The following is an 11,687-nucleotide window of genomic DNA, read 5'->3' as shown; positions in this document are numbered from 1 at the left end:
GTAAGCGCAAGCTGCTCGAAAAGCAGAAAAAGGGTAAGGCGAAGATGCGCGAATACGGCTCGGTCAGCATCCCGCAGGAAGCCTTCATCGCCGCGCTGCGCATGGGCGACGAGGCGTAAGGATCCGAAGACCGCCCCGCGCCACGGCCGGGGCGGTCTTTTCAATTACAAGAAGAACACGCTTGCCAGATCGCCGTCAGGATTGGCGGCCCAGCGAATGAAGCGGATCGCGAAGATGGCGAACACGCCAAGCGCCGCGCCGGCCCAGATCATGTCGGACGACTGGGCTACCCATGTGAAGATTAGATAGCCGCACAGGGCCGACAGCGCTGTTGCGCCGACGATCCGCACCGGCCGTTTGTTCAGCAGAAAGGCGATCGCAATGATGATCGCCGCCAATGCCGCGCCGATCATCAGCAGGATGAAGACTGGGTGAACGCCCTTGGCTTGCATGGCCTGCCAGAAGGGCTTTGCGATCTTCCATCCGGTCATGGCCACGAAGAGGATCGCCCCGAGCGACAGAACGTCGCCTAGAGCGAGATGACCTGAGGCTGAATCATTGGGGATTCCCACGGAGCCGATGATCTGATTCAAGGTGCAGGCCGGTGAAGGAGGCTGGCTTGCATGGCGAAGCCGTATTCGATGGACCTACGCGACAGGGTAGTGAGGGCGGTGACGGCTGAGGGCATGTCGTGCCACGCGGCTGCGGCCCGCTTCGGGGTTGCGCCAAGTTCTGCGATCAAATGGATGCGGCGCTACCGGGACACAGGCAGCGCGGCGCCGGGTCGAATGGGCGGTCGCCGCACCAATATCCTATCGGGCGCGACGCGAGACTGGCTGCTGGAACGGGTGGCGAGCGACTTCACGTTGCGGGGTCTGGTAGCCGAGCTGGCCGAGCGCGGCGTAAAAGTCGACTATGTCCAGGTCTGGCGATTTGCCCATGCCCAGGGTCTGAGCTTCAAAAAAAAGCGTTCTGCCCGCCGAACAGCTGCGTCCCGCCATCGCGCGACGCCGGGCACGGTGGAAGAAATACCAGGGTCGGCTTGATCCGGCGCGCCTCGTCTTCATCGACGAGACCTGCGTGAAGACGAACATGGCCCCCTTGCGGGGGTGGGCGCCGGTCGGTCGGCGCCTCCACGCCAAGGTTCCCTACGGCCACTGGCGGACCATGACCTTCCTCGCGGCACTCCGATGCGATCGGATTGACGCACCCTGCGTGCTCGACCAGCCGATCAACGCCCAGAGCTTCACCGACTATGTCGAACAATGCCTGGTGCCGACCCTCTCGCCCGGCGATGTCGTCATCATGGACAACCTGTCCAGCCACAAGAAGCCCGCCATTCGCCGCGCCATCAAAGCCGTGGGCGCCAGCCTCCTGTTCCTGCCGCCATACTCGCCAGACCTGAACCCGATCGAACAGGTCTTCGCCAAGCTCAAGCACCTCATGCGAAAGGCTGCCGAGCGATCCCACGAGGCAACATGGCGCCGCGTCGGCACCCTGCTCGATACCTTCTCACCCGACGAGTGCCGCAACTATCTCCGCAATGCCGGATACGCGTCAGCTTGATGTCATCAGGCTCTAGGCCCATGCCGCCGCCTCCGTTCAGATTGCCGATACGATTGCGGTTTCTATCATAGATGTCTGACATCCCACCCCCTTGCGTTGTTCCCGTGCGGCAGGCGGCTCCCACACTGCAACCGCCTTCGAGGCTAGGAGAAGGGTATGAAAGATGACAGGAAATTGATGGTAAACGTCGTTTGCGATGCCATGTGATCCGGCGGGCACCGGTCACGATGGCGGTCGATGCCCGCCCGGTTTCCCGGACGGGCCTTTCGATTTTCAATGGGATCGGATCAGAACGCGATCTTGATCGTGCCGCGATAGGACTGGTTCTCGACATCCTTGCGCTCGAACGTCGTGTCGGCGCCCAGCGACAGCTGGACACGGCCCGAGGTGTAGGACACGCCCAGGCTCGCCTCGCCCCAATCCTTGTCGTGGCCGGGTAGCGCGAACAGCGCCGACGGGCCGATGCCGCCCGCGAAATTCGCACCGAACACGCCCGGGCGATCCTGGAAGTCATGGACATAATAGGCCGAGGCATAGGGACGGAACGGCCCGTCCGAGCTCAGCATCAGGCCGGCGCGACCCTGGACGCTGTTATAGTCCTGGCGGTCATAGCGCAGCGCGGGGCCACCACCGGTCTCGGCGGTGGGGGTGAAGCCCAGATGGCTGACGCGCGCAGCGATGCGCGGCCCGATCTTCAGCCCGCCAAAGCCATAGGTCTTGGCCAACCCGACTTCGCTCGACAGCGCCAGGGCATTGTCGCGCGACCGCAGGTTATAGGTCACGCCCGCCAGTGAGACGTTGCGCTGCGTCCGCGCCTGAAACACGCCGGCGCTGAACTGGCTGTCCAGCGAGAAGCCGCCCAGTTCCGCCTTGCCGTAGAGCGTCCCCTGATACAGGTCGCCGCGCGCATATTGGCCGAACGAGGTGTCGCCGGTTGTCTTGGTGTAGGAGAAGCCGAAGCCCAGGATGCTGGCATCGTCCACCTCGGTCTCGATACCGGTCGCGACATAGAAGCCGTCGAACCGGTCGCGAATGTCGGCGGCCGCCGTCTGTGGCAGGGCACGCGCCTTGCCGTCGAGATAGCCGCCCGCCAGGAACACCGCGACATCTTCGGGCAGGACATTCTCGCGCATCGATACGCCGCCGCTGTCGGTCGCCATCTGCGCCTGGCTGCCCGCCAGGTTGCTCATGGCGAGGCTGGCGACCTGCACCGGCTTGCCGATCATGGTCAGCGTGCCGCCCAGGCCTTCGCTGGGCGACAGGGTCGCCAGATGCTCACGGAAGAAACGCGCGCTGTTGTCGAGCGCCATGGTGCCCTGCGCCCGCTTCAGCGCCTCGGTCGAGGGGGCCAGTCCTTCGAGCGTGGTGCGGATGGTCGATGCCGATTGCAGGTCCAGCGTGCCGTACAGACTGCTGAAATTGCTCTGGATCGACCGGTTCTGGTCGAGCAGGCGCGCATAGGCGGTCTGATAGGGCGTGTTGGCGACGACATTGGCGTAAGCGCCGGCGACGATCCGCGCGGTCACCGCATTGCTGCTGTAGCTCAACGTCGGCGTCAGGATCGCGCTCAGGGCTGTCGGCGCATTGAAGCGACCCGACACACCGCCGCTGGCGGTCGCGATCGTGTAGACGTCACCGGCGCGGATCAGGTGCCCGCTCACGGGTGCGAAGCCGACCGAGCCGCCGGCATTGAGCTGGCCACCGGTGCCGCCATTGGCGACGACGGCGATCCTGTCCGCAGTGCCGCCCGGACCGACATCGATCAGCAACTGCGTCCCCGAGGCGAGCACGACATTGCCGCCAAAGGTCAGCGTGCCGATCGTCCCAACCGTGCCGGGGGCGATCATGCCGCCAACGCTGGTGAAGAACGGCGCGTTGATCCGGCCCGAGCCCTGCAGGCCGCCGGCCAGCATCAGGAAGTCGCCCCCGGCATTGATCGTGCCGTTATTGGCGATCATGCCCGTCAGCTGGTTGAAGTCCGCCACCGTGGTCAGTGCGCCGCCGCTTGCGAGCGACAGTCGTGCCTGCGCCCCGCTGATCGTGAAGCGGTCGACCGTCACCGCCGAGCCGAGCGTCGTATTGCCCGCCGCCGACAGGGTGACGTCATAATAGCGCGCCGCGACCGAGGCGGTCGGGTTGACGTTGTTGGGCACGAAATTGGTCGCGCCGGGCAGGCCGTTGGCCAGGGTCGCGGCGGGGAGGGCGGCGGCGACCGCAACGGCCGTGCCTCCCGCCTGTGCCTGGACTTCGACACCGGTGATGTCGTCGGTCAGCGTCGCGCGGCCCAAGGCATTCACCGTGTCGCCGAACTCGGTTGCGGAGGCGTCCTGCGGGGTGATCCTGCCGGTCTTGACGTTCTGACATCTGGCGGGATTGCAGATCTCGCCGAACTTGTTGTCCGGGTCGTTCGCGATACCGATACCGGGCGAGGTGGGAACGCCGTTCACCAGCTGGCCGTTCTGGACGATCTGATAGGCCGGGTCGGTCGTTGTCACCCAATGCGCACCGTCCTCCCACGCGCCGTCACCGGCCTTGGCGGCGGCGTAGCGATAGGGGTTCTTGGCGGCGATATAGTCCCAGAAGAGGTAGAGCGGTTGGTAGAAGGACGAGGTGCCATAGGTGGAGAAGGGCTGCGGCCCGAAGAAGCGGCTGCCGCCCGACAGCACGCCGACCACGACCTTGCGCGCGAACGTCCGGTCGAGGATCAGCGGACCGCCGGAGTCGCCGCCTGCCGTCGTGCCTTCCTTCGGCAACGGCGCGTCGCGGAACAGGTTAAAGTCATAGGGGCTGGCCGCCGCGGTGCCCCGGCGCGGATCGTCGAAGTCGAGCTGGTACAGGTTCTGCGGCAGGTTCGCGCCCCGGCCGAACAGCCACAGATTGCGGTCATCGAACGAGCCGAGCAGGCCGATGTAATTCTCGGCGATGCGGCGGCGATAGTCGATGCCGTTGGTATCGCCCTGATTGCCGACACCGCTGCGGCCATAGCCGGTCAGCGTGACATGATAGCCGGTGCCCGTGGTCGGATCGATCGCGGCGGGCGCGGGCAGCGCCGACAACAGGATCGCCCAGGTCGGAACGCCGGTCGCCGGCGTGTCGAGCGAGGCCAGTGCAACATCGGCCTCCAGGAACGTCGTGCGCGCCGACCCCGAATTCCAATGGACCTGGTTCACATTGTAGACGGCATTGGCGGTGTTCGTCTTGAACTGGTTGGCGTTGGCCGCACCGCCCAGCGTGCTCAGGAACCATTCGCGCACGCCCGGCAGATTGTCGGCCTTGAAGCCGAAGGCGATGGGCGTGCCGCCGCGCGCGGTGCCATAGCTGGCGGCGGCGGCGGAATTGACGCAATGCGCCGCGAAGATGACGGTGCGCGGGTTGATCAGCGTGCCGGTGCACAGGCTCAGGCCGCCGCCGCTGGCCGCGATGAACATCTGGCCGACGCCGTTGATGCCGCCGGCGGTGTCGAGCGCGCTGGTCGTGGTGCCGGGCTGCGAAATGACGATCTGCGGCTCGTCGACGACGCGCAGGCCGGGAATGGCGCCGATGCGCTCCGGGCCGGACGACTGGGCATAGTCGATCGCCTGTTCGGGGCGTGCGGTCTGCGCCTGGGCCGGCGTGGCGAGCGACAGCGCGAGCAGCGCGCTGGATGCGAGCAGGGCCGCGCGTCGTCGCGCCCCGCCCATCGATGCGAGATCGTGGACCATGAAAATTCCCCCTTGTTTTGGGGAGCGTGGCTTTTTCTCCATTCGCTCCGAAAACGGAGGCTATTCAGGAAATCGTTTTCATACAATTACTAAAGGGGCAATCGGCATGTCCTATTCGAACAGCGTCGCCGAATACTCTGGGAATATTAACAATGTCGAGCGACAGCGACTCGGCGGAAAACAGGGAAAACTGCCAATGGTAGCGCGTATGATCTTGGGGGTGGTGGCCTTGTGCTGCGCCCAGCCGGTTTTGGCGCAGGAGCGTGCGCCACTGGTCCTGGCGGCGGCGAGTTTGCAGGAATCGATGAATGCCGCCGCCGATTCGTGGGCGAATCAGGGACATAGGCGGCCGGTCATTTCCTTCGCCGCATCCTCCGCATTGGCGCGGCAGGTCCAGGCCGGGGGCAAGGCCGACCTGTTCGCATCGGCCGATGAGGAATGGATGGACGTGCTCCAAAAGGACGGCCTGTTGGCGGCTGGCACGCGCAGCGCGTTTCTGGGCAACCGGCTGGTCGTGATCGCGCCGGCGGGGCGGGGCGGGCAGGTGACGACGCGGACCCTGGCCAAGACCCTGTCCGCCGGGCCGCTGGCCATGGCCGATACCGACAGCGTGCCGGCGGGCAAATATGGCAAGGCGGCGCTGGAGCGGCTAGGGGCGTGGCCCATGGTTGCACCCCATGTCGTCCGGGCCGAGAATGTGCGCGCCGCCCTCGCTTTGGTCGAGCGCGGCGCGGCGCCCTATGGCATCGTCTATGCGACCGACGCCAAGGCGTCGTCGCGCGTCCGCGTGGTCGGCATGTTCCCGGCGGCCAGCCATCCGCCGATCACCTATCCGCTCGCCCGGCTGAAGGCCTCGATCAATCCGGCGGCGGAAGGGTTCCGGCGCTTTCTGATCTCGGCCCAGGGCAAGGCGATCTTCCGGCGTTTCGGATTCTCAGCCCGGTGATCGCTTGATGCTGTCGCCCGAGGAATGGGGGATCGTGCGGCTGTCGCTGCTGGTGGGCGGCACGGCGATGCTGGTGACCCTGCCGATCGCCTTTGGCTTGGCCTGGCTGCTGGCGCGCGGGCGTTTTCCCGGCAAAGTGTTGCTCGATGGCGTGGTCCATCTGCCGCTGGTCGTGCCGCCGGTGGTGACGGGCTGGGCGCTGCTGCTGCTGTTCGGGCCGGCGGGGCCGATCGGGGCTTGGCTGTCCGACTGGTTCGGAGTCAGCGTTCTGTTCCGCTGGACCGGGGCGACGATCGCGGCCGGGGTCATGGCGTTGCCGCTGGTGGTCCGCGCCATCCGCCTGTCGATCGAGTCCGTCGACCGGCAGTTGGAGCAAGCCGCGCGCACGCTGGGCGCGGGGCGCTGGCGGGTGTTCGCGACGATCACGCTGCCGTTATGCGCGCCGGGCGTGCTGGCGGGGCTGGTGCTTGGTTTCGCGCGCTCCATCGGCGAGTTCGGCGCGACGATCACCTTCGTCTCGAACGTGCCCGGCGAGACCGCGACGCTGCCGCTCGCCATCTATTCCGCGCTCCAGCGGCCGGGCGGGGAAGCGATGGTCTGGCGGCTGGCGGGGGTGTCGGTCGGCCTGTCGCTGATCGCGCTGATCGCCTCCGAATGGTTGGCGCGGCGCATGGGGCGGGGGCTGCATGTCCTTTGACGTTTCGCTGTCCGTCCGGCGGGGCGAGAGCCGGATCGCGGCGTCCTTCGTCACGGGACCGGGCGCGACCGTGCTGTTCGGGCCATCGGGGATCGGGAAGACCAGCATCCTCCAGATGGTCGCCGGATTGCTCAAGCCCGAGGCGGGGCATGTACGGATCGCCGGTGAGACGCTGTTCGACGCGGCGGCGCGGGTCGACGTGCCGCCCGAGCGGCGGCGCATCGGCTATGTCTTTCAGGAGGCGCGGCTGTTCCCGCATCGACGGGTCGCGGCCAATCTGCGCTATGGCATGCGACAGGGTGCGGGCGATTGGAACGGGGTGATCGCGATGCTGGGCATCGGCCATCTGCTCGACCGCTGGCCGCGCACCCTGTCCGGCGGTGAGGCGCGGCGGGTGGCGATCGGTCGCGCGTTGCTCAGCGATCCGCGCATGCTGCTGCTCGACGAGCCGCTATCCTCGCTCGACCGGGCACGGCGCGGGGATATTCTCGACGCGCTGATCGCGGTGCGTGACCGGACGGGCATCCCCATCCTGATGGTCACGCACGACCCGGACGAAGCCGAACGGATCGCCACCGCGATCGTCCGGCTCTGATCCCCTTACACCAGTTCGAAGGTCTGTTTCTCGCCATTCGCCGAGCTGGTCGCGACCCACAGGTCGAACTGGCCCGGCTCGACCACCCAGTCATCCTTGCCCCAGAAGCGCAAATCGTCGCGGGTCAGGCGCAGGCGGACGGTGCGCGACTGGCCGGGGTTCAGCATCACCCGTTCGAACCCCTTCAACTCGCGGACGGGGCGGGTGCGGCTGGCGACCTTGTCATGGATATAGAGCTGAACGACTTCCGCCCCCGCACGCGTGCCGGTGTTGGTCACGGTCGCGGTCACCTCCATCGCATCGGTCATCCGCGCCGGCACCGAGACGTTGGAGACGGCGAAGCGCGTATAGCTCAGCCCGTGGCCGAAGGGGTAGAGCGGCTCGTTCTTCGTCTCGCGATAGCGCGCCTTATATTCCTGCGCGCCGGTATCAGGGGCGGGGCGGCCGGTATTCTTGTGGTTGTAGAAATAGGGCTGCTGTCCGCTTTCACGCGGAAAGCTGGCGGAGAGCTTGGCCGAGGGGTTCACATCGCCGAACAGCACATCGGCGATCGCGTTGCCGCTCTCCGACCCCAGGAACCAGGTGGCGAGGATCGCGGGCGCGTCCTTGACCGCGTCGTGCAGCGCCAGCGCGCGGCCATGGCGCAGCAGTACGACGACCGGCTTGCCCGTCGCCGCCACCGCCTCGGCCAGCGCCATCTGCGCATCCGGCACGACGATCTCGGTGCGCGACTGCGCCTCGCCCGACATCAGCTGCGTCTCGCCGATCGCCAGCAACACGACATCGGCATTGCGCGCGGCGGCGACGGCCGCGTCGATCCCGCCGGCGATGGGGGCCTCGACCTCCGATCCCTTGACGACGTCGACCGTCAGCTTGCGGTTGCGAAGACCCTGCGCGACCGACACGTTCAGCGCGGCGTCGGACATGAACGCCCAGGTGCCGACCACATTGTCGCGGTCCTCGCCGAACGGGCCGATCAGCGCGATGCGGCCCGGATTGGCCTTGAGCGGCAGCAGGTCGCCTTCGTTCTTGAGCAGCACGATCGACCGCGCGCCCGCCTCGCGCGACAGCTTCAGCATGGCGGGCGTCGACACCTGCGTCCGCTCCGCCTTCTGGCTGATCGAGCGATAGGGATTGTCGAACAGGCCGATCGCCTCCTTCAGCGACAGGACGCGGCGCACTGCCTCGTCCAGTCGGGCCATCGGCACCTCGCCCTTCTCGACCAGATCCGGCAGCCACAGATTGAACAGGTTGGAGGCCATGGCCATGTCCATGCCCGCCAGAAACGCCTTCTTGGCGGCGTCGCGGCCATCGGCGGCATAGCCGTGCGCGATCAGTTCCTCATCGGCGGTATAGTCGCCGACGACCATGCCCTTGAAGCCCCATTCGTCATGCAGCAGGTCGGTCAGCAGCCACTTGTTGCCGGACGAGGGCACGCCGTCGATGTCGTTGAACGCCGACATGATCGTCGCCACGCCGGCATCGACACACGCCTTGAACGGCGCGAGATGCACCTCGTGCAGCGTCTGGGGCGAAATCTCGGTGAAGTTGTAATCCATGCCGCCGCTGACCGCGCCATACGCCGCGAAATGCTTGGCGCAGGCGGCGAGGCTGGTCGGATCGCGCAAGGAACGGCCCTGGAAGCCACGCACGCGCGCGACGGCCAGCTTCGTGCCCAGATAGACATCCTCGCCCGACCCCTCGGCCACGCGGCCCCAGCGCTGGTCGCGCGCGACATCGACCATCGGCGCGAAGGTCCATTGCATGCCGAGTGCGGTCGTCTCGATCGCCGCCGCCCGCGCGGTCCGCTCGGCCAGATCGGGGTCGAAGGCGCAGGCCTCGGCGATGGGCAGCGGATAGGCGGTGCGCAGGCCGTGGATGACGTCGCCCGCGAAGATCAGCGGAATCTTCAGCCGCGTCTCCATCATCGCGTCCTGCGCCGCCTTGGCCCCGGCATAGCCGACGCCGTTGAACAGCATGCCGATCTCGCCCTTGCGAATACGCGCCAGCTGCGCGGTCGCATCGTTGCGGGCGGGCAGGCCGGGGTTGAAGGGCAGGCCGATCGGGCGGATCTGGTCAGAGAAACAGGACAGCTGGCCAGCCTTTTCCGCCGGGCTCATCTGGCGGATCAGGCTTTCGATACGGTCCGACGCCCCCGATGACTGGGCCAGCACCTGCCCACCCAGCGACAGGCCGGCGATCGTGGCACCCGCCTTCATCATCTGGCGGCGATCGAGGGTGGGGGACATGGATGCTCTCCTACAGGCATGATGATTTCGTCCCGCAGCTACCGCCCATGGCGGTGAGGGGCAAGGTTTGCGGCCCTTATGCCGGGCGAGGTTCAATCTTTTGATGGACTTACGGGATGGGCGAAACCCGCACGCCGGAACGGTACGTCGCCCACGGGTCAGAACAATGTCGTCACCAGTACCCCGCCGATGATGGCGACGCCGGACACTATCTGTCGCAGGCCGAGCTTTTCCCGGAACAGCCGGTGCCCGGCCATGGCGGCGATCGGCGCCTCTATGATGCCCAGCGCCCGCACCGGCGCGGCGGGCGAGAGGGCCAGCGCGACGAACCACCCGGCCGAGGCGCATGCCCCGCACAGCCCGGCGCCCAGCGACGGCCGCCAGCGGCGGGCGACTTCCGCCAGCGTCGCCGGATCGCGCCATGCGAGGATCAGGCCGAGTGCGATGGTCTGCATCGCCTGCACCACCGCGACACAGACCAGCGCGGCATGGATCGGGTGGCCGGGGTCGAGCGCCAGGGCGGCATGACGAAAGGCGTTCAGCGAAAAGCCGAAGAACAGACCCGAGGCGAGCCCCATCGCGGCCCCGACCAGCGAGGCGCGCCTTTGCTCGGCCGGCGGCCAGGACAGCGCGACCAGACCGATGGTGGTGACGACGACGCCCACCCACGCCAGCATGCTGATCCGATCGTCATAGACGATCAGTCCGAGCAGCGCGGCAAGCGGCAGCGAACTTTGTTGAAGCGCGGTGCCGACAGCGAAGCCCGAGCGGTCCATCGCGTCGAGCAGCGCGGCCGTCGCCAACACCTGCGACGCCGCACCGACGACCGCCGACAGCCAGAACGCGCCGCTCCAATGTAGGTCGGCGGCGGGCATCACGTGATGGGCCAGCACGACGAACATCAGCGAAAAGGGCAGGCCGAAGAGAAACCGCACGAGCGTCGCGCCCCATGGGCCCGACGATGCCATCACCCCGCGTTGCAGGGCATTGCGGCCAACCTGAAAGGTCGCCGCCGCGATGGTGGCGGGTATCCAGAGCGGGTTGGACATGGCGCGGTCTTCTGTCTTGCGGGTGAGGGCGGGACCAATGAAAAGGGCGGCCCGTTGCCGGACCGCCCCTTCGTGCTTCGAGGGATACCGGGATGGTCGTGACCGCCCCGGACCGCCCGCGTCTTAGCGCTTCGAGAACTGGAAGCTGCGACGCGCCTTGGCGCGGCCATACTTCTTACGCTCGACGGCGCGGCTGTCGCGGGTCAGGAAGCCAGCGGCCTTGACCGGCGCACGCAGGACCGGCTCGTACTTGGTCAGCGCCTGGCTGATGCCGTGCTTGACCGCACCGGCCTGGCCCGACAGACCGCCGCCCTTGACGGTGCAGATCACGTCATACTGACCTTCGCGCTCGGTGATGCCGAACACCTGGTTGATGACGAGACGCAGCGTCGGACGTGCGAAATACACTTCCTGGTCACGACCGTTGATCGTGATCTTGCCCGAACCCGGCTTCAGCCAGACGCGCGCCACGGCGTCCTTGCGACGGCCGGTCGCATAGGCGCGGCCGAACTTGTCCAGTTCCTGCTGACGCAGCGGGGTGGTGCTGACGCGCTCGACGGGAGCGGCGGCGGGGGCTTCACCCTCGGCGGCGGGCTGCGCCGAAGCGACGGCGGCCTGCTGGTTCAGCGTGGCGCCGAGATCGGCGAGCGACTGGCGGTTGTCGGACATTATGCGCCCACCTTGTTCTTGCGGTTCATCGACGCGATGTCGAGGACTTCGGGGTTCTGAGCGGCGTGCGGATGCTCGGTGCCGGCGAAGATGCGCAGGTTGCGCATCTGCTCACGACCCAGCGGGCCGCGCGGGATCATGCGCTCGACGGCCTTTTCCAGAACGCGCTCGGGGAAGCGGCCTTCCAAGACCTTGGCGGCGGTGATGCCCTTGCT

The 11,687-nt window shown here is 67.0% G+C and carries 11 protein-coding genes; 5 read left to right on the top strand and 6 right to left on the bottom strand.

What is annotated here, in order from left to right:
• Positions 1–119, top strand: a 119-nt coding sequence (locus tag ACQKJZ_RS15080; protein WP_427731994.1) for a hypothetical protein, incomplete at its 5' end; no start/stop codon positions are given.
• Between the two features lie 45 nt (positions 120–164).
• Here ACQKJZ_RS15080 and ACQKJZ_RS15075 read toward each other — a convergent pair.
• The gene (locus ACQKJZ_RS15075) at positions 165–593 is read right to left on the bottom strand and encodes a hypothetical protein (protein WP_427731993.1); all 429 of its coding nucleotides are present in this window, start codon (positions 591–593) and stop codon (positions 165–167) included.
• Between the two features lie 30 nt (positions 594–623).
• On the opposite strand from ACQKJZ_RS15075, the gene ACQKJZ_RS15070 reads away from it, so the two are divergent.
• Positions 624–1,566, top strand: a protein-coding gene (locus ACQKJZ_RS15070; protein WP_427731992.1) for an IS630 family transposase whose coding sequence is annotated in 2 segments (ribosomal slippage) — positions 624–970 and positions 969–1,566 — 945 coding nt in all. Because the reading frame shifts where the segments join, the coding sequence is not laid out codon by codon here.
• 287 nt (positions 1,567–1,853) lie between these two features.
• Here ACQKJZ_RS15070 and ACQKJZ_RS15065 read toward each other — a convergent pair.
• The gene (locus ACQKJZ_RS15065) at positions 1,854–5,267 is read right to left on the bottom strand and encodes an autotransporter domain-containing protein (protein WP_427731990.1); all 3,414 of its coding nucleotides are present in this window, start codon (positions 5,265–5,267) and stop codon (positions 1,854–1,856) included.
• A 196-nt stretch (positions 5,268–5,463) separates the two neighbouring features.
• On the opposite strand from ACQKJZ_RS15065, the gene modA reads away from it, so the two are divergent.
• From modA to ACQKJZ_RS15050, 3 genes are read left to right on the top strand one after another with little or no spacing between them, the layout of a single operon-like run.
• A complete protein-coding gene (gene modA, locus ACQKJZ_RS15060; RefSeq protein WP_427731988.1) occupies positions 5,464–6,213 on the top strand; it encodes a molybdate ABC transporter substrate-binding protein in 750 nt (249 codons plus the stop codon).
• 7 nt (positions 6,214–6,220) lie between these two features.
• Positions 6,221–6,910 (top strand): molybdate ABC transporter permease subunit, encoded by a 690-nt coding sequence (gene modB / locus ACQKJZ_RS15055; protein ID WP_427731986.1) that lies wholly within the window; start codon positions 6,221–6,223, stop codon positions 6,908–6,910.
• A complete protein-coding gene (locus tag ACQKJZ_RS15050) occupies positions 6,900–7,505 on the top strand; it encodes an ATP-binding cassette domain-containing protein (RefSeq protein ID WP_427731984.1) in 606 nt (201 codons plus the stop codon). The genes modB and ACQKJZ_RS15050 overlap by 11 nt, the downstream gene beginning before the upstream one ends.
• 5 nt (positions 7,506–7,510) lie before the next feature.
• Here ACQKJZ_RS15050 and ACQKJZ_RS15045 read toward each other — a convergent pair whose 3' ends face one another.
• From ACQKJZ_RS15045 to ACQKJZ_RS15030, 4 genes are all read right to left on the bottom strand, one after another.
• Complete coding sequence (locus tag ACQKJZ_RS15045) at positions 7,511–9,754, bottom strand: glycoside hydrolase family 3 N-terminal domain-containing protein (RefSeq protein WP_427731982.1); 2,244 nt, start codon at positions 9,752–9,754, stop codon at positions 7,511–7,513.
• 158 nt (positions 9,755–9,912) lie between these two features.
• Positions 9,913–10,803 carry a DMT family transporter gene (locus tag ACQKJZ_RS15040; RefSeq protein ID WP_427731980.1) on the bottom strand — a complete coding sequence of 297 codons (891 nt, stop codon included), beginning with the start codon at positions 10,801–10,803 and terminating at the stop codon, positions 9,913–9,915.
• Positions 10,804–10,926: 123 nt separating this feature from the next.
• Entirely contained in the window at positions 10,927–11,472 is a 546-nt protein-coding gene (rpsI, locus tag ACQKJZ_RS15035) for a 30S ribosomal protein S9 (RefSeq protein WP_312489830.1), read from the bottom strand.
• The coding region (locus ACQKJZ_RS15030) for an uL13 family ribosomal protein (protein WP_427731978.1) at positions 11,472–11,687 on the bottom strand (216 nt) is incomplete at its 5' end. The genes ACQKJZ_RS15030 and rpsI, both read right to left, overlap by 1 nt.

Source organism: Sphingomonas sp. NPDC019816, from assembly GCF_050274375.1.
In the GTDB taxonomy this organism is placed as follows: Bacteria; Pseudomonadota; Alphaproteobacteria; order Sphingomonadales; family Sphingomonadaceae; genus Sphingomonas.
The sequence above is the reverse complement of the archived record's forward strand: the minus strand, read 5'-3'. Positions and strand labels throughout refer to the sequence as shown.